The sequence below is a fragment of the Pseudophaeobacter sp. genome, from assembly GCF_039971195.1.
Lineage (GTDB): Bacteria > Pseudomonadota > Alphaproteobacteria > Rhodobacterales > Rhodobacteraceae > Pseudophaeobacter.
The window spans coordinates 1-17,926 of record NZ_JBDWPJ010000035.1; the positions used below are offsets into that span (position 1 = coordinate 1).

16 protein-coding genes and 1 pseudogene are annotated in these 17,926 nt (G+C 59.4%); 7 read left to right on the forward strand and 10 right to left on the reverse strand.

What is annotated here, in order from left to right:
- The 5 genes from ABJP42_RS02765 to ABJP42_RS02785 form a co-directional block, all read right to left on the reverse strand.
- On the reverse strand, nucleotides 1-564 hold a 564-nt coding region (locus ABJP42_RS02765), incomplete at its 3' end, for an NAD(P)/FAD-dependent oxidoreductase (protein ID WP_348338367.1).
- A complete protein-coding gene (locus tag ABJP42_RS02770) occupies nucleotides 564-1,379 on the reverse strand; it encodes an ABC transporter permease (RefSeq protein ID WP_348338368.1) in 816 nt (271 codons plus the stop codon). The genes ABJP42_RS02765 and ABJP42_RS02770, both read right to left, overlap by 1 nt.
- Complete coding sequence (locus ABJP42_RS02775; protein ID WP_348338369.1) at nucleotides 1,376-2,257, reverse strand: ABC transporter permease subunit; 882 nt, start codon at nucleotides 2,255-2,257, stop codon at nucleotides 1,376-1,378. Before ABJP42_RS02775 ends, ABJP42_RS02770 begins: the two co-directional genes overlap by 4 nt.
- Nucleotides 2,257-3,384: an ABC transporter ATP-binding protein gene (locus ABJP42_RS02780; protein ID WP_348338370.1), complete on the reverse strand. Its 1,128-nt coding sequence runs from the start codon at nucleotides 3,382-3,384 to the stop codon at nucleotides 2,257-2,259. The genes ABJP42_RS02775 and ABJP42_RS02780 overlap by 1 nt, the downstream gene beginning before the upstream one ends.
- 124 nt (nucleotides 3,385-3,508) lie before the next feature.
- Complete coding sequence (locus tag ABJP42_RS02785) at nucleotides 3,509-4,594, reverse strand: polyamine ABC transporter substrate-binding protein (protein ID WP_348338371.1); 1,086 nt, start codon at nucleotides 4,592-4,594, stop codon at nucleotides 3,509-3,511.
- Nucleotides 4,595-4,733: 139 nt separating this feature from the next.
- On the opposite strand from ABJP42_RS02785, the gene ABJP42_RS02790 reads away from it, so the two are divergent.
- From ABJP42_RS02790 to ABJP42_RS02815, 6 genes and pseudogenes are all read left to right on the forward strand, one after another.
- Nucleotides 4,734-5,420: a GntR family transcriptional regulator gene (locus tag ABJP42_RS02790; RefSeq protein ID WP_490363178.1), complete on the forward strand. Its 687-nt coding sequence runs from the start codon at nucleotides 4,734-4,736 to the stop codon at nucleotides 5,418-5,420.
- 65 nt (nucleotides 5,421-5,485) lie between these two features.
- Nucleotides 5,486-6,880 (forward strand): aspartate aminotransferase family protein, encoded by a 1,395-nt coding sequence (locus tag ABJP42_RS02795; protein ID WP_348338373.1) that lies wholly within the window; start codon nucleotides 5,486-5,488, stop codon nucleotides 6,878-6,880.
- A 368-nt stretch (nucleotides 6,881-7,248) separates the two neighbouring features.
- Nucleotides 7,249-8,349 (forward strand): ABC transporter ATP-binding protein, encoded by a 1,101-nt coding sequence (locus tag ABJP42_RS02800; protein WP_348338374.1) that lies wholly within the window; start codon nucleotides 7,249-7,251, stop codon nucleotides 8,347-8,349.
- Nucleotides 8,350-8,425: 76 nt separating this feature from the next.
- A complete protein-coding gene (locus ABJP42_RS02805) occupies nucleotides 8,426-9,532 on the forward strand; it encodes an extracellular solute-binding protein (RefSeq protein WP_348338375.1) in 1,107 nt (368 codons plus the stop codon).
- A gap of 89 nt (nucleotides 9,533-9,621) precedes the next feature.
- Nucleotides 9,622-10,893 (forward strand): ABC transporter permease, encoded by a 1,272-nt coding sequence (locus ABJP42_RS02810; protein ID WP_348338376.1) that lies wholly within the window; start codon nucleotides 9,622-9,624, stop codon nucleotides 10,891-10,893.
- 15 nt (nucleotides 10,894-10,908) lie between these two features.
- Nucleotides 10,909-11,754, forward strand: a pseudogene (locus ABJP42_RS02815) (ABC transporter permease); the annotation flags it as partial.
- A 37-nt stretch (nucleotides 11,755-11,791) separates the two neighbouring features.
- Here ABJP42_RS02815 and ABJP42_RS02820 read toward each other — a convergent pair.
- The gene (locus ABJP42_RS02820) at nucleotides 11,792-12,526 is read right to left on the reverse strand and encodes a helix-turn-helix transcriptional regulator (protein ID WP_348338377.1); all 735 of its coding nucleotides are present in this window, start codon (nucleotides 12,524-12,526) and stop codon (nucleotides 11,792-11,794) included.
- An 85-nt stretch (nucleotides 12,527-12,611) separates the two neighbouring features.
- Here ABJP42_RS02820 and ABJP42_RS02825 point away from each other — a divergent pair, with 85 nt between their 5' ends.
- Nucleotides 12,612-13,313: a glutathione S-transferase family protein gene (locus tag ABJP42_RS02825; RefSeq protein WP_348338378.1), complete on the forward strand. Its 702-nt coding sequence runs from the start codon at nucleotides 12,612-12,614 to the stop codon at nucleotides 13,311-13,313.
- 59 nt (nucleotides 13,314-13,372) lie between these two features.
- On the opposite strand, the gene rnr is transcribed toward ABJP42_RS02825, so the two are convergent.
- From rnr to dapE, 4 genes are all read right to left on the reverse strand, one after another.
- On the reverse strand, nucleotides 13,373-15,658 hold the full coding sequence (gene rnr, locus ABJP42_RS02830; protein ID WP_348338379.1) for a ribonuclease R: 2,286 nt from the start codon (nucleotides 15,656-15,658) through the stop codon (nucleotides 13,373-13,375).
- Nucleotides 15,659-15,738: 80 nt separating this feature from the next.
- Complete coding sequence (locus tag ABJP42_RS02835; protein ID WP_348338380.1) at nucleotides 15,739-16,314, reverse strand: TIGR04282 family arsenosugar biosynthesis glycosyltransferase; 576 nt, start codon at nucleotides 16,312-16,314, stop codon at nucleotides 15,739-15,741.
- A 35-nt stretch (nucleotides 16,315-16,349) separates the two neighbouring features.
- Nucleotides 16,350-16,775, reverse strand: a complete 426-nt coding sequence (locus ABJP42_RS02840) for a GNAT family N-acetyltransferase (protein WP_348338381.1) — start codon at nucleotides 16,773-16,775, stop codon at nucleotides 16,350-16,352.
- A complete protein-coding gene (dapE, locus tag ABJP42_RS02845) occupies nucleotides 16,772-17,917 on the reverse strand; it encodes a succinyl-diaminopimelate desuccinylase (RefSeq protein WP_348338382.1) in 1,146 nt (381 codons plus the stop codon). Before dapE ends, ABJP42_RS02840 begins: the two co-directional genes overlap by 4 nt.
- Nucleotides 17,918-17,926: the final 9 nt, after the last annotated feature.

The following is a 17,926-nucleotide window of genomic DNA, read 5'->3' on the forward strand; positions in this document are numbered from 1 at the left end:
CACAGGAGTGGTTTGCGCGCCGTAAAACGCCCCGTTCATCCCGACCGAGGCGAGCTCTGCCTTGCTGTGGAACGCTACCTCCACACTTGCGGAGCGGATGTGATCCACCTGGCGTTTCATCTGCTCCAGGGCGCGCGGACTATGGGCGAGCATAGTCTCGCCGCGCGAATGGGTCTCTGCCTCGATCTGGTGTTTTTTCAGCAGATCCGCCACCAGGGCGACGGCGGCGGCTTCGCCTTCAGCGTAGCTCCGGGTGGCCCCTTCGCCGTATCTGCGCAGCATCGCCTTGGTGGAGAGTTTCGAGCCGCCCAGACAGCAAAACCCGCCATTGCGCCCTGAGGCGCCCCAGCCCGGGGTTTCGGCTTCGAGCACGGCAACGCTGACGCCCGCCTCGGCCAGATGCAGGGCAGCAGACAACCCGGTAAAGCCGCCGCCTATGACGGTGACATCCACCTGCGCCTCTCCGCGCTGTTCGGGCCAGATGGGTGCGGCAATGGTTTCGTCCCACCAGCAATTGTCGCGGGGGCCGGGACCATAGGCGTAGTCGGAAAAGATCCGCCGCATCAGCTGCGCTCTGCCGTTTGTTCGTCCCGCTTCTGCCGCACCATCTGCCGTTTGTTGATCAGTGAGGTGACGATGACGCCAAAGGTGACAATGGCGATCATCAGCGTCGACAGCGCGTTGATTTCGGGGGAGACTCCCAGGCGCACGGCGGAATAGATCTTGATCGGCAGGGTGGTGGCTGCAGGCCCTGAGGTGAAGGAGGCAATCACCAGATCATCCAGCGACAGGGTAAAGGCCAAGAGCCAGCCCGAGATCACCGCCGGGGCAATGATCGGCAGGGTCACCAGCCGAAAAGCCTGCGCCGGGGAGCAGCCCAGATCCAGCGCTGCCTCTTCCAGGGATTTATCAAAGGTCACTAGCCGCGAGGACACCACTACCGAGACATAGCACATGGAAAAGGTGGTATGGGCCAGCACGATGGTTAGCACGCCGCGGTCCAAACCGATGCCGATGAACAAGAGCAAAAGCGACAAGCCTGTGATTACCTCGGGCATCACCAAGGGCGCGTAGATCATGCCGGAGAACAGCGTGCGTCCCATGAACCGCCCGCCGCGCACCAGCACATAGGCGGCCATGGTGCCCAGCACCGTGGCAATGGTCGAGGACATCACCGCGACCTTGATCGTCACCCAGGCGGCGTTCAGAAAGGCCTCGTTCTGCAGCAGGGTGCCGTACCATTTGGTCGAGAACCCGGCCCAGACGGTCACCAGTTTGCTCTCATTGAAACTGTAGATCACCAGGATCAGCATCGGCACATAGAGGAAGGCAAAGCCCAGCGTCAGCGAAACGGTATTGAACCAGCTCATGCGCTTCATTGGTCGGCCTCCTGCTGTTTTTGCTGATTGCGCTGGAACAGCACGATGGGAATGATCAGGAGCAGCAAGAGAACCACCGCCACCGCCGAGGCCACGGGCCAGTCGCGGTTGGAGAAGAACTCTTCCCACAGGACCTTGCCGATCATCAGCGTGTCAGATCCGCCTAGCAGCGAGGGAATGACAAATTCTCCCAACACCGGAATAAAGACCAGGAATGACCCGGCAATGATGCCGGCCTTGGAGAGAGGAATGGTCACCAGCCAAAAGGCGGTGAACCGTGAACAGCCCAGATCCTCGGCGGCTTCGATGAGGGATTCGTCCAGCCGTTCCAGCGCTGCATAGATCGGCAGAATCATGAAGGGCAGATAGGTATAGACGATGCCGATATAGACGGCCGTATTGGTATTGAGGATGACCAGCGGTTCAGAAATCACCCCGGTCCACATCAGGAACTGGTTCAGCAGACCCTCGTTCGACAGGATCCCCATCCAGGCATAGACTCGGATCAGAAAACTGGTCCAGAAGGGCAGGATCACCAGCATCATCAGGGTGGCGCGCCACTCTTGTGGGGCCCGCGCCATGGCATAGGCCATCGGGTAGCCCACCAGCAGGGTCAGCACAGTGGAGACAAAGGCGATCTTCAGCGAGCTGAGGTAGGCCTTCCAATAGAGATCATCTTCGGTCAGCCAGACAAAGTTTTCAAAATCCAGCTCTGCCAGGAAGGCCCAGATGCCGGTGGCCCAGTCAAAATGCGGCGCATAGGGCGGGCGGGCCAGCGCCACATCCGAGAGCGAGATTTTCAGCACGATGGCAAAGGGCACCAGAAACAGCGCCAATAGCCAGACATAGGGGATGGCGATCAGGGTAAAGCGGCGCATCAGCTCGCCAAGAGAACGCCTGCCGTGGCGGTCCAGGACAGCCAGACAGTGTCTTCCCAAGTGAAAGCACGACGTGAGATACGGCGGGTATTGGCGCTTTGCGCCTTGATCACCGCGCCCGAGGGCAGTTCAACATGGTAGGTCGACAGATTGCCAAGATAGGCAATGTCGAGGATCTTGCCCTCGACCGCATTGTCGACATCTGCGGGTTTCTCAGCAGAGATGGTGACTTTTTCCGGCCGGATGGCCAGGTGGCATTTCTGCCCCTCGGAGAACCCATTGGGCGATTTCACGTTGAGCGGCGCCTGGCCGTCCTTCCAGCTTACCGCGTAGCTGTCTTTGCCATTGGGGCTTGCCGTGCCATCGATGATATTCACCTCGCCGATGAAATCCGCGACATAGACCGAATTGGGCGTCTCGTAGATGCGGTCCGGGGTGGCGACCTGGATGATCTTGCCGTGATCCATCACCGCAACCCGGCTGGCGACGGTCATAGCCTCTTCCTGGTCATGGGTGACGATGACAAAGGTGGTGCCGGTCTTTTCCTGAATATCCATCAGTTCAAACTGGGTGTCCTGGCGCAGCTTCTTGTCCAGCGCCCCCAGCGGTTCATCCAGTAGCAGGAGTTTGGGATGTTTCGCGAGTGACCGCGCCAGCGCGACCCGCTGGCGTTGCCCGCCAGAAATCTGATGCGGCTTGCGCTTGGCAAATTGCTCCAGCCGGGTGAGGCGCAGCATTTCGTCAACGCGGTCGTTGATATCCGGTTTTGCCATACCTTCGCGTTTCAGACCAAAGGCGATGTTTTCCCAGATGCTGAGATGCGGAAACAGCGCGTAGGACTGGAACATCATATTGGTGGCGCGTTTGTTCGGCGGCACCGGCGCCATGTCCTGCCCGGCCAGATAGATGGCGCCTTGGGTGGGGGTTTCAAACCCGGCGAGCATCCGCATCATCGTGGTCTTGCCGCAGCCCGATGGTCCCAGAAGCGCAAAGAACTCTTTTTCATAGATGCCAATGGTCAGATCATCGATCGCCGTGAAATCGCCAAATCGTTTGGTGACATTCTGGAATTGGATCAAGGGCTTGGCCTCAGGATCGTTCCAGGGTTCAAAAACAGGAATGGTCAAGCAGCGTCCCCCGCAGGTTCCAAGAACGCAGCGCCCAAGAGGGGATCTGCGCCGTCAGAGTGTTGGTGCATATTGGTTTTGGCAGGGCGCGCTGGGCGCCCCGCCGGATCGGGCAGTCCTGATATCAGGTGCCGGATTTGATCTTGGTCCACATGCGGGTGGCGCGGCGCTGAACCTTGGTCGGATAGGCCTCTTTGATATAGAGGTTCTCTACGGTTGCGGCGCTAGGGTAGATCGCCGGATCGCCAATCACGCCTTCCGAGAGGAACTCCTGGCTGGCCTCATTGCCATTGGCGTAGTTCACATAGTTCGATGCCGCCGCCATGTTGTTGGCCTCCATGATGAAGTTCAGGAACTTATGGGCGCCTTCGGGGTTGGGGGCGTCAACCGGAATGGCCATTTGGTCAAACCACATCAGCGCGCCCTCTTTAGGGGCGTTATATTCGATGGTGATGCCATTGCCTGCTTCGGCAGCGCGGTCGCGGGCCTGCAGCACATCGCCGGACCAACCAAAGGCCACGCAGATGTCACCGTTTGCCAGCGCGTTGATATACTCAGAACTGTGGAACTTCTTGATATAGGGGCGCACGGCGGCCAACACGGGCTCTGCCTTGGCGATCACATCGGGGTCCATGCTGTTGGGATCTTCGCCAATGTATTTCAGCGCCGCCGGGATCATCTCATCCGGGGCGTCGAGGAAATAGACGCCACAGGCGGCGAGCTTTTCCATATTGGCGGGGTTGAACACCAGGTCCAGCGAGTCCAGCGGAGCATCTGCGCCCAGCACTTCCTGGACCTTGGCGGTATTGGTGCCCAGACCGGTGGTGCCCCACATGTAGTTGATCGAATACTCGTTGCCGGGATCATACAGCGCGGTGCGCTCTTCGATGGCGCCCCACATATTGGGCAGGTTGGACAGCGTGTCTTTGTCCAGCTTCTGGAAGGCACCGGCCTGGATCTGGCGCGCCATAAAGGAGCCGGTGGGCACAACCACGTCATAACCAGAACCGCCCGCCAGCATCTTGGTTTCCAGAAGCTCGTTGCTGTCAAAGACGTCATAGACCAGTTTGATGCCGGTTTCGGCTTCGAACTTGGCCAGCAGGGCTTCGTCAATATAGTCGGACCAGTTGTAGACGCGCACTTCTTCTGCCATGGCTGCAGAGCCAAGCAAGGCGATGATCGCGGTTGTTGTCATCATTTTGAGTGTCATGGAAATCTCCCTGTGGGTACCGGTGTTGGCCCGGCTGAGATAGATTTGATCAAGTTTTGCCTCATTCGGCAATACTGTTTATGTTTCCACCGGGCAGAACTTCGTGCAAGCTGCCCAAAATTTAGGAGGAAAACCCCAAGTGTCGGTGACCAATTCAGCAGCCAAGGCAGCCCCAGGTGATGCAGCCAAATTGCCCGCCCATGAGACCGTCTATCAAAAGCTGCGGGGGCAGATCCTTTTTGGGGAGTTAGCGCCGGGGCAGGCGGTCACCATTCAGGGTCTGACAGAGTCCTTGGGCGCAGGAATGACGCCGGTGCGGGAGGCCATTCGCCGGCTGATTTCCGACGGAGCTTTGATGTTTCAGGGCAACCGCCGTGTATCGGTGCCGGTGCTCAACTCGGATGACATTGACGAGCTGGGTTTTGTAAGGAAAACAATAGAGTCCGAGCTTGCACGCCGGGCTGCAAAACGCATCACCCCAGAGCAGATTGCCCGGCTAGAGGTCATAGATACAGCACTGGATCAGGCGATTTCTACCGGCGACGTTGCGGGCTACCTGGTGCAGAACTACAGCTTCCATTCCGAACTCTATGCCCATGCCGATGCCCCCATCATGGCGGACCTTGCAGATCGGCTCTGGCTGCGCTTTGGACCCTCACTGCGGGTGGTCTGCGGACGCTTTGGAACCCAGAGCTTTCCTGACCGCCATAAAGACATCATCGAGGCTATGCGGCGGGGGGAGCCGGAAAAAACTGCCCTGGCGATGCAGAAAGACGTCGAACAGGGCATGGAGCAGGTGAGTCAGGGTCTGGGCAAGGCCAACTGATTCGATTGACAAGGCGAAATTTGATCATATTCTGGGGGCAATCTCATTTGGATGGAGTCTGCCCGATGAACGCGATCACCAATCACATGCCCACGGCCGAATTGCAGGCGCTGGATGCCGCCCACCACATGCACCCTTTTACCGCCAATGGTGAGTTGGCCGAAAAGGGCAGCCGGATCATCACCCGCGCTACAGGGGTGACTTTGACCGACAGCGACGGCAATGAAATCCTGGATGCCATGGCGGGGCTGTGGTGCGTCAATATCGGTTATGGCCGGGATGAGCTGGCAGATGTGGCCGCCCGCCAGATGCGCGAACTGCCCTACTACAATACCTTTTTCCAGACCTCTCATGTTCCGGCTATCGCTCTGGCGGCCAAGATTGCCGAACTGGCGCCGGGCGATCTGAACCATGTGTTCTTTGCCGGCTCCGGGTCCGAGGCCAATGACACCAACATCCGCATGGTGCGGCACTATTGGGCGCTGAAGGGGAAGCCGAGCAAATCCATCATCATCAGCCGCAAGAACGCCTATCACGGCTCTTCGGTGGGCAGTGGCTCGCTTGGCGGGATGAGCGCCATGCACGAGCAGGGCGGTTTGCCGATCCCGGATATTCACCACATCAACCAGCCGCATTGGTGGGCCGAGGGGGGCGACACCCCAGAGGATGATTTTGGTCTGGCGCGGGCGCAGGAACTGGAGGCTGCAATTCTGGAGTTGGGCGAAGATCGCGTTGCCGCCTTTATCGCCGAGCCTGTGCAGGGCGCTGGCGGGGTTATCGTGCCGCCTGCCACCTACTGGCCAGAGATCCAGCGCATCTGCGACAAATATGAGATCCTGCTGATCGCAGATGAGGTCATCTGTGGCTTTGGTCGTACCGGCAATTGGTTTGGCAGCGAAACCATGGGCATTCGCCCCGATATCATGACCATCGCCAAAGGGCTGAGTTCAGGCTACGCGCCGATTGGTGGCTCAATTGTCAGCGATGAGGTTGCGGCAGACATCGCGAGCGATGAGTTTAACCATGGCTATACCTATTCCGGCCATCCCGTTGCCTCGGCAGTGGCGCTGGAAAACTTGCGGATCCTCGAAGAGGAAAACGTCGTTGGCCATGTGCAGGATGTCGCCGGGCCCTATCTGAAGGAAAAATGGGAATCCCTGGCGGATCACCCCCTTGTGGGCGAGGCGCGGATTGTTGGCATGATGGGGTCGATTGCTCTCACTCCCAACAAGGCGGCGCGGGCGGAATTTGCTTCGGATGCGGGCACCGTTGGCTTTATCTGCCGCGAGCGCTGCTTTGCCAATAATCTGATCATGCGTCATGTTGGCGACCGGATGATCATCTCACCACCGCTGGTGATCACGCCCGCAGAGATCGACGTGCTGATCGCCCGCGCCCGGACTTCGTTGGATGAATGCTATGCCATTTTGCAGGAGCAGGACCTCTTGCACAGCGCTTGATCTGTTGCCCGGACGGGCTGGCCGGATCAGGGCCGCTTGCCTTTGCAGGGGCTTCGAGCTCCGCAGAGGCAGACAGGAATAAAAGCGGCAGAGTCCCGTATCCTTGGTGATGCGGGGCCCTGTTCTGTTTGTGGGGTGATATCGGAGAATGCCCCGATGGGCTTCCCTAGGGTTAGCGTAAACAGCCCAAACTTGTCGCAAAACTACTAGAAGCCGTCGCAGTCAGTTCAAAATAGCTATCTCTTCTGCCTAAGCTGGTCTAATATCTCTAATCAGATGATGCGGTTGCATCACCCGCCATGGGTATGCTTACATCGCGATAGAAGCGCAGAACCAATCTGCCGATTATACATAACGGGGAGCCTGCTTTGGCTGATGCGTCTAATAATGACGCGTTCGTGGAATTCGAACGCGTACAGAAGAGTTATGACGGTGAGAACCTTGTCGTAAAAGATCTGAACCTCATTATGCCCAAGGGTGAGTTCCTCACCATGCTGGGCCCCTCGGGTTCTGGTAAAACCACCTGCTTGATGATGTTGGCCGGTTTCGAGACCGCAACCCACGGCGATATTCGCCTTGGCGGCACCTCGATCAACAATATCCCGCCGCACAAACGCGGCATCGGCATGGTGTTTCAGAACTACGCTCTGTTTCCGCATATGACCATTGCCGAGAACCTCTCTTTCCCGCTGGAAGTCCGCAAGATGGGCAAGTCCGAGCGCGAAGCAAAGGTGAAGCGCGCCCTGGATATGGTGGAAATGGGCGCCTTTGGCGGCCGTCGTCCCTCGCAGCTTTCGGGTGGTCAACAGCAGCGAATCGCTCTGGCGCGGGCGCTGGTTTTTGAACCTGAACTGGTTCTGATGGATGAACCGCTTGGCGCGCTGGACAAACAGCTGCGGGAAAAGATGCAGTTCGAAATCACCCATCTGGCGCATCGTCTGGGCATCACCGTGGTCTATGTGACCCATGACCAGACCGAAGCCCTGACCATGTCGGATCGGGTTGCGGTGTTTGAAGATGGCCGCATTCAGCAGCTGGCGCCGCCAGATAAGCTGTACGAAGAGCCACAGAACAGCTTTGTTGCTCAGTTCATCGGCGAGAACAACACACTCGAAGGTGTGGTCAAAGAGATCAACAACGGCGTTGCCCTGGTGCAGCTGGATGATGGCGAGCTGATCGATTGTAAGCCGGTCAATGTCAGCAAACCTGGTGAGCGGACCCGTGTTTCGATCCGCCCTGAGCGCGTTGAATACAACAAGGACCGTCTGAGCGAGGGCGCCCATACCCTGAAGGCCGAAGTGCTGGAGTTCATCTATATGGGTGACATTTTCCGCACCCGTTTGCGGGTGGCCGGCAATGATGAGTTTGTCATCAAAACCCGGAACGCGCCCGATCAGGTCCGCTTGCAGCCCGGTCAGCAGATCGAGATCGGCTGGCTGCCCGAAGATTGTCGCGCTCTGGACGCCTAAGTCCAGTCGCGCATAACCCCCGGCATGGATGATCGGGGGCAAGAAACGTAAGATTTTCAACAAGGAGATATCTCTCATGAAGATGACAAAACTGTCAGCATTGGCAATGACCACGGCGCTTGTCGCGCCCGCGGCTTTTGCCGAGGACATGGCCAATGAAATGACTCTGGTTTCCTGGGGCGGTTCCTACCAGGCCAGCCAGGACAAAGCCTATGTTCAGCCCTATCTGGCGGCTAACGACGGCGTCAAAGCTGTTTGGGATGAAAGCTCGGCTGAAGCTGTTGCCAAGCTGCGCGCCATGAACGAAGCCGGCAATGTGACCTGGGATCTGGTTGACGTTGTTGCCTCTGACGCGATGCGTCTGTGCGACGAAGGCCTGGCCGAAGAAATCAACCACGACGAAGATCTGGCCGCCGCCCCCGATGGCACCCCGGCGTCCGAAGACTTTGGCGACCTGCTGGTTTCCGACTGCTTCATCCCACAGATCGTTTACTCGACCACATTTGGCTACCGCACCGACCTGGTTGGCGCCGAAGCACCGACCTCTGTCTGCGACATCTTTGACCTGGCAAAATTCCCAGGCAAGCGTTCGCTGCAGAAGCGTCCAATCGACAACATGGAATGGGCTCTGTACTGCGACGGCGTTGCCAAGGACGAAATCTATGACGTTCTGGGCACCGACGAAGGTGTAGCGCAGGCTCTGGCCAAGCTCGACAGCATCAAAGACAGCGTTGTCTGGTGGTCTGCTGGTGCGGAAACACCTCAGCTGCTGGCCGATGGCGAAGTTGTCATGGGTTCGACCTTCAACGGTCGTCTGTTCTCGGCCATTGCCGAGCAGAACCAGCCAATTGGTATGCTCTGGGACATGCAGTCCTTTGACCTCGACGGTTGGATCATTCCTGCCGGTCTGCCTGCGGAGCGTAAAGCCCGCGCAATGGACTTCCTGAAGTTCGCAACCGACACTCAGCGTCTGGCTGATCAGGCGGCCTATATCTCCTACGGTCCTGCACGTGCCTCCTCGGCACCGCTGGTTGGTAAGCACGCCGAGCTTGGCATCGAAATGGCACCCCATATGCCAACCGATCCTGCCAACGCCGGTAACGTGCACACCTATGACTATGAGTGGTGGGCAGACAACCGCGATGATCTGGACGCAAAATTCCAGGCCTGGTTGGTTAAGTAATCTGACCTCGTTGTGACAACGGGAAAGGGCCCGGCCCCAATGCCAGGGCCCTTTCTCCACCAAAAAACGACCCGACGGGGACCCCCACCATGAGTGATACCACCCAAAACGGCCCAGTGCTGGCCGCTGATGGCACGCCGCTAAAGCGTAGCCTCGCCAAGGCACTGCGGATGCAGAAGCTCAGGGCTTTGATGCTTATTGCACCGCTGCTCTTGTTTATTCTTGTGACTTTCATCCTGCCTGTTGGCGATATGCTGTTCCGGTCGGTAGATAACCGCATTGTTCAGGATGTTCTGCCCAGGACGGTTGCCGCTCTGGAAACCTGGGACCCGACCTCGTCGGAATTGCCAGACGAAGCCGTCTTTGCTGCCCTGGCAGTGGATCTGAAGGCTGCTGCCGAAATCAAGGTTCACACCAAAGTGGCCAAGCGTCTGAACTATGAAAACCCGGGCCTGTCCTCGGTGTTTCGGAAATCCGGCCGCAAGATCCGCAAGTGGGATGTGGAAAACGAAGGCCCCTACAAGGAACGGCTGATCGAACTCAACGATGGCTGGGCCGATCTTGAGCTGTGGCGCACCATCAAGACCTATTCCGGCACCCGCACCATGGGGTATTTCCTCAATGCAGTGGACATGAAGCTGGGCGCCGATGGTATCGAGGTGCGCCCCGAAAACGAACGTATCTACAACACCATGCTGATCCGGACCATGCGGATGTCGCTGATCATCACCTTCAGCTGTATCATGCTGGGCTATCCGGTGGCCTGGTTGTTGGCCAATATCACCACGCGGTCGGCCAATATGCTGCTGATCCTGGTGCTCCTGCCCTTCTGGACCTCGCTGTTGGTACGGACCTCATCCTGGAAAATTCTCCTGCAGCAACAAGGCGTCATCAATGACGTGCTGGTTTGGATAGGTCTTGTCAGCGATGATGACCGGCTGGTGCTGATCAACAACGAGTTGGGCACCATCATTGCGATGACCCATATCCTGCTGCCCTTTATGATCCTGCCGATGTATTCGGTGATGCAGACCATCCAGCCCACCTATCTGCGGGCGGCGAAATCGCTGGGCGCCACCAACTGGACGGCCTTCTGGCGGGTCTATTTCCCACAGTCGGTGCCTGGTATTGGCGCGGGCTCGATCCTCGTGTTCATTTTGGCGGTTGGCTACTACATCACACCGGCCCTGGTGGGCGGTACCAAGGGGACCTTTATCTCCAACCTGATTGCCTATCACATCTCGACATCGGGCAACTGGGGTCTGGGTGCTGCACTGGGTGCGATCCTTCTCGCGGTGGTGCTGGTGCTCTACTGGGTCTATGACAAAATTGTCGGCATCGACAACGTGAAGCTGGGGTAACCGACAATGAGTGCACTTCCTCCATATGCGACCACCGGTCAGCGGGCCTGGTACTATTCTTTCCGAGTGATCTGCGGGTTGATCTTCTTCTTCCTGATTGCTCCGATCGTGGTGATCATTCCGCTGAGCTTTAACTCCCAGGACTTCTTCACCTTCACACCGGAAATGCTACGGCTGGATCCGGAAGGGTTTTCGCTGAAACACTACCGCGACTTCTTCAGCAATGACTCCTGGCAAAGCGCCATGTGGAACTCGCTAAAGATCGCCCCGATGGCAACGATTGTCTCTGTGACCTTCGGAACTCTGGCGGCGATTGGCCTCAGCCAGCCCCATGTGCCGTTCCGGCGCGCCATCATGGCGATCCTGATCTCGCCTATGATCGTGCCGCTGATCATCTCGGCGGCGGGCATGTATTTCTTCTACAGCCGTATTGGTCTGCAGGGGACATATATCGGTGTGGTTCTGGCCCATGCAGCGCTGGGTATTCCTTTTGTGATCATCACTGTAACGGCGACGCTGGTGGGCTTTGACCGCTCGTTGACCCGAGCGGCGGCGAACATGGGGGCGGATCCGGTGACAACCTTCTTCCGTATCCAGATGCCCCTGATCCTGCCCGGCGTGATCTCCGGTGGTCTGTTTGCCTTTATCACGTCGTTTGATGAGGTTGTGGTGGTGCTCTTTGTCGGCTCAGCCGGTCAAAAGACCCTGCCCTGGCAGATGTTCATTGGTTTGCGCGAACAGATCTCGCCCACCATTCTGGCGGTGGCAACGATCCTGGTGGCGATCTCTATCGCCCTGCTGGCAACCGTCGAGATGCTGCGCCGTCGTTCGGAACGTCTGCGTGGCATGAGCCCCAGCTAAGCCTGCTAGTATTGCAGAAAAAGAAAGGCCCCAGAGTTCAACTCTGGGGCCTTTTTGCATCTTGCCTTGCGGGTATGGATGCAGCGCTGCGCTGCGCCTCCAGGTGGTCTAGTGCCTGACGCAACAGCGGCACCCGGTTGGGCCGAAAGCTCACATCGCTGACGGCAAAATCCGCCATCCGGTCGAGGCGAAAGACCCGGAAATCCTGCCGCATCACGCACCAGGCGACCAGCACCGTGGATTGGTCAAAATAGACCAGCCCGAGCGGCCGCACCTGCCGCTGCGTGGGGGCGCCATTGGCATCGACATAGGCAAAACGTACCTCGACCTCGTCCCAGGTAGCCTGCCGCAGAGCTGACATTTCGATGGCAGGCGCTGCGGGGCGTTGAAACCGATGCGCCGCCAGCACCGCATGGCGCAGCCGGTGGGATTGCCGTGGTGGCAGGCGTCCCTGCAATTTGCGCAGCGCCTCCCCGGCGGCCTTTGCCAAATCCGGGTCACCAATCTGCTGCACCTCGCGCAGCCCTAATACCAGCGCCTCCAGCTCAGTGTCGCGAAACCCCATCGGCGGCAGGGCGTTGTCCTCGACAAGGGTAAAGCCATAGCCGGCCTCGCCATCAATAATAGCACCCATTTCGCGCAAAGTGGCGATGTCGCGGTGAATGCTGCGGGCAGAGACACCCAGCTCACGCCCCAGCGAGGTGGCTGTTTTGGGGCCTGCTCCCTGACGGAAGGCCTGCATCAGTTGGAAAAGACGGTGGGTTCTGGACATGACCTATCCTCTCTACCTCTAATGACAGAAACTGTCATTAGGTCGTCGTAGTCAGGGGCAGGTACAAACAACCAAGGACAGACCCATGCTGACCCTCCTCACCTACCCGCGCAACGACACTGTTTTTAGCCTCAGCCCCTTTTGCGTGAAGGCAGCGCTGCTGCTGAGCTATGCGCAAAAGACCTGGAAACGCGAAGACCTGAACGACCCGCGCAAGATGCCGCATCGTAAACTACCCGTGTTGCGCACCACCCGGCGGCTGATTGCAGACAGTGCCAATATCCGCAAATTTCTGGAGGCCGAAGGCACCGATTTTGATCCCGGCCTGTCACCACGCGAAAAGGCCCAGGCGCAGATGCTGGTGCGCATGGCCGAGGATTCGCTCTATTTCCATGTGGTGCGGGATCGCTGGGACAATGACATGGTCTGGCCCACCATCCGCGACAATTACTTCAACGAGATCCCAGCCCTTATCCGCCGCCCCGTGACCAGCGCCATCCGCCGGTCGGTGCATCAGGGGCTGCAGTTTCACGGCGTGGGGCGGTTCAGTGACAGCGAGCGGTTCGAGCGGCTGGATATTCAGCTGCGATCCCTATCGGTGCTGCTGCAGGGTAGCTCGTTTCTGATGGGGGAGCAGGTGACCAGCGCCGATTTCTCTGTGGCCTCAATGCTGCAGGCGTTGCGCTCAACCATGGTGCAAACCCCTACCGTGGACCGGGTTGCAGGCGACGCGGTTCTAGGCCGCTATATCGACCGGGTCTTTGAGGATGCGGTTCCGTTGCCCTGATCTGCAGACTAGCCTCTCCTGCCCCGCAGTTGAACAGGGGCAGGGGGTAGGCGGAGCGATCAGTTGCGCCGCTTGCGCTCCACCTTGCGTTTGACCTTGGCGGATTTGTGCTTGGCGCGGTTTTTCTTGCGCTTGGCCGTGTGCCCGGCAGGGCTGCGTCTCCCGCCGCCTCGCCCAGCCCCAAATCCGCCCTTGGGCAGGCCTTCGTCCTCGATGGACAAAAGTTCCAGCTCCAGCCCGCCGGTCACTGGCGCGGCCTGGGTCAGGCGCACGGTGACCCGCTGGCCGATTGAAATGATCAGCCCGCTATCCGCCCCCATCAGGGTCCCGGCCTCGGAGTCAAAATGGAAGAACTCGCGGCCAATGCTGCGCACGGGCACCAGACCATCGGCACCGGTCTCGTCCATTTTCACAAAGGCACCAAAACGGGCGATTCCACTGATGCGGCCGGCAAATTCATTGCCCACCCGTTCCGACAGATAAGAGGCCAGATAACGATCCGTGGTGTCGCGCTCCGCGATCATCGAGCGGCGCTCGGTCTCCGAGATATGGGTGGCGGTCTCTTCCAGCCGGTCGATTTCTGCTTCTTGCAGCCCGTCGTCGCCCCAACCATGGGCCGAGACCAGAGAGCGGTGCACGATGAGGTCAGCATAGCGGCGAATGGGGGAGGTGAAATGCGCGTAGTTGCGCAGGGCGAGACCAAAATGGCCAAAGTTCTCCGGCGTGTAATAGGCCTGCTGCATCGAGCGCAGTGTGGAGATATTGATCAGTTCCGCATCATCGGTGCCCGCCGCCCCATTGAGCAAGGCATTGAGGTGCTTGGTCTGCAAGACCTGCCCCTTTGCCAGCGGAAAGCCTGCCGCCATGGCGGTTTCGCGCAGGGATTCCAGTTTCTCAGGCGCGGGTTCTTCGTGGACCCGAAACAGCAGCGGCGAGCGCTTTTTGATCAGGGTCTCGGCGGCGGCGACATTGGCGAGGATCATGAATTCCTCGATCAGCTTATGCGCATCCAGCCGGTCGCGGAAGGCCACGGAGGTCACCTGGCCACTGTCGCTTAGTACGATCTTGCGCTCGGGCAGATCCAGATCCAGCGGCTCACGTCTGGCGCGGGCCTTTTTCAACGCGTTGTAGGCAGCATAAAGCGGCTTGATTACCGGCTCCAGGAAGGCTTCGGTGCGCTCGCCCACCTGGCCATCCATGGCGTCCTGAACTTCGGCGTAATGCAGCGAGGCTTGCGAGCGCATCAAGCCACGTACAAAGCGATGAGAGAGCTTGTTGCCCTCGGCGTCGACCTGCATGCGGACCGCCAGACAGGGGCGGGGCACGCCCTCGTGCAGGGAGCACAGATCGCCGGACAAACGGTCTGGCAGCATCGGCACCACCCGATCCGGAAAGTAAGAGGAATTGCCGCGTTTGCGGGCCTCTCGGTCCAGCTCGGATCCGGTGGTGACATAGGCGGCAACATCAGCGATGGCGACCCAGATGATATGGCCGCCGGGGTTTTGCGGATCTGTATCAGCCTCGGCGTAGCAGGCATCATCGTGGTCGCGGGCATCTGCCGGGTCGATGGTGATCAGCGGCATGTCACGCAGATCTTCACGGCCCTTCAGTCCCATGGGTTTGGCGGCGTCTGCCTCTTCCACCACGGCACTGGGGAAATCATCGGGAATACCGTGTTGGTGGATGGCAATCAGCGACACGGCCTTGGGCGCGGAAGGGTCACCAAGCCGGTTGATGACTCGGGCGCGGGGCAGGCCCATGCGGCCCTTGGGACCGGCCTGTTCCGCCTCGACCAGCTCGCCATCCTTGGCGCCCTGCATGGCGTCCTCGGCTACGGTCCATTCATTGGAGGAGGATTTTTCAATCGGCACGATGCGGCCACCCTCGGCGCCCTTGCGGAAGATGCCGATAACCCGTTTGGGATTGACGCCGATACGGCGAATGATGCGGGCCTCGTAGTGATGATCCGAGCCTTCGACCTTGCTGAGGCGCGCCAGAATACGGTCGCCCTGGCCCAGGGCGGGACCTGCAGGCGTGGTTACCACCAGAACGATGGGTTCAATCCCCTCGCCGTGCCACTCCAAGGGCTGGGCATAGAGATCGCCGTTTTCATCCGGCGCCTTGACCAGCAGCACCGTGACCGGGGGCAATTGTTCCGGGTCGCGATAGGTCTTGTTGCGCTTTTGCAGATGCCCTTCGGCCTCCAGCTCCTTGAGCAGGCGCTTGAGGTCAATCCGGTCGGCGCCCTTGATGCCAAAAGCCTTGGCAATGTCACGCTTTGATGTCTGGGTCGGGTGGGCGCTGATCCAATCGAGGATCTCTGCCTTGGAGGGAATACGGGTCATATACCCCGCCTAGCATGGCTGGGCAGAGAGGTCATGATCAAAAGCACTGCGGCCGATGCAACCCGGCTATCGGCGGAACACTAGCGGGCGGGCAGGTCAGCGGCAGTATCCACGTCACGCAGGGTATCCGTCAGGGCGATGCGAAACCCAGGCAGGCTACGCAGGGTATCTGCCAGCGCATGTTCGCTGGACCAGCGCACATTGCGAAACAAACCATGGGGCAGGGTTCTGGGGTGTTTGCAGCCTACCAGCCAATAACCACCATCACAGGCCGGACCAAAGACCGCATCATGGCACCCAAGCGCGGCAAAGGCGCGGGCGATATGGGCGCGGGTCACGCCGGGAATATCCGCGCCAATCAGACAGACCGGCCCTTGGTTGACCCGTCCAGGAGCCGCCCCGGCCCGGCGCAGCATCCGCGCCATCCGCTGTCCCAGATCGCCCTGCCCCTGCGGGTGGCGGGCAATATCATGGGGCCAGACGCGGGAGGACACCGCCAGGTCAGGTGCCACGGCCAGCACAATCCGCCAGCGCGAATCGCGCAAGCGGCGGATCAGCCGGGCGCTTTGATGGCGAAACCACCAGGTGGCAGCAATCCGGCCGATGCCGCGCCCCAGACGGGTTTTAACCCGACCGGGGCGCGGTTCTTTCACCATGATGATCAGGACAGGTTTTCTGCTGCGAAAAGGCGTCACACCAGCTCCAGAACCATGTCGCGGTGGTCAATGCCCGCATCATCATAGACAGGACCAAAGGCCTGAAAGCCGAGCTTTTCATAAAACCCCAGCGCCTGGATCTGGGCGCCAAGCTTGACGCGGGTGATGCCGGGCGTTTTGCCAGCAATTTCGATAGCCTTGCGGATGATATCAGCGCCCAAACCCGTACCACGGGCCTCTTTCAACACGCAGACCCGGCCCACCTTGGCCACTTCATCCTGAAACAGAATGCGGGCGGCTCCTACAGGGCGGGCGGAATCCATGGCCAGAACATGAGTAGCGCTGGCGTCCTGTGCATCCTGTTCTTCCGCAATGGGAACGCCCTGCTCCTCGACAAAAACGGTATGGCGCAGGGCAAAGCAGGTGGCGTGATCCTGGGTAACGGTGATCTCGATGCTCATGCAAAGTAGTCTTTCAGGATGCGGCCATAAATCGATTTCAGCTGTGTGATTTGCTCAACCGGCACGCATTCGTCCACCTGATGCATGGTCTTGCCGACCAGACCAAACTCCACGACAGGGCAGTGGTGTTTGACAAAGCGCGCATCCGAGGTGCCGCCGGTCGTGGACAGCTCTGGCGTGAGGCCGGTTTCGGCCTGCACGGCCGCCGAGACCAGATCCGACAGGGCACCGGGGGGCGTGATGAAGCTTTCGCCGGAGATCTTGATCTTCATTTCCACTGAGACGCCGAACTCTGCTGTGACCCTATCGACCTCATCCTGCAGCCAGGCGCTGAGACCAGCGCCGGAGTGGCTGTCGTTGAAGCGGATATTCACCGTGGCGCTGCTTTGCGCCGGGATCACATTGGTCGCCGGATTGCCGGTATCGATGGTGACAACCGCTAGCGTCGAGGCATCAAAATGCGCGGTGCCCTGATCCAACTCGTGACTGGCGAGCCGGTCCATCAGCCGCGCCATGGCATTGAGCGGATTGTTGGCCCTGTGCGGATAGGCGGAATGCCCCTGTTTTCCGGTGACAGTGAACCATGCGGTCATAGAACCGCGACGGCCGATCTTGATCATCTCGCCCATGGTATTGGGGCAGGTGGGTTCGCCGACCAGGCAGACATCCATCGCTTCGCCGCTCTGATCCATGTAATCCAGCAGCGCCGTGGTGCCATCAATCGCATCACCTTCCTCATCGCCGGTGATGGTCAGGATCACCGCCCCGTCGGGGGGGGTGTCGGTGACAAAATCGATTGCAGCAGCGGCAAAGGTGGCAACGCCGGATTTCATATCCGTGGCCCCCCGGCCATACATCACCCCGTCTTTTACCTCGGCGCCAAAGGGTGGCATGGTCCAGGCCCCCTCATCCCCCAGTGGCACCACATCGGTATGACCGTTGAAGCCGAAGGTGCGGGCATGGCCCTTGTCGCCCCAGCGGGCAAAGAGATTGGCGATACCGCCACGATCAACGCGGGTGCATGCAAACCCTGCTTTGGTCAGCAGCGCCTCTAGCAGCTGCAAGGCGCCGCCCTCTGCAGGGGTGACCGAGGGGCAGCGGATCAGCTCGGCAGTCAGACGAACCGGGTCGATGGGGGGCATGGGGGGGCT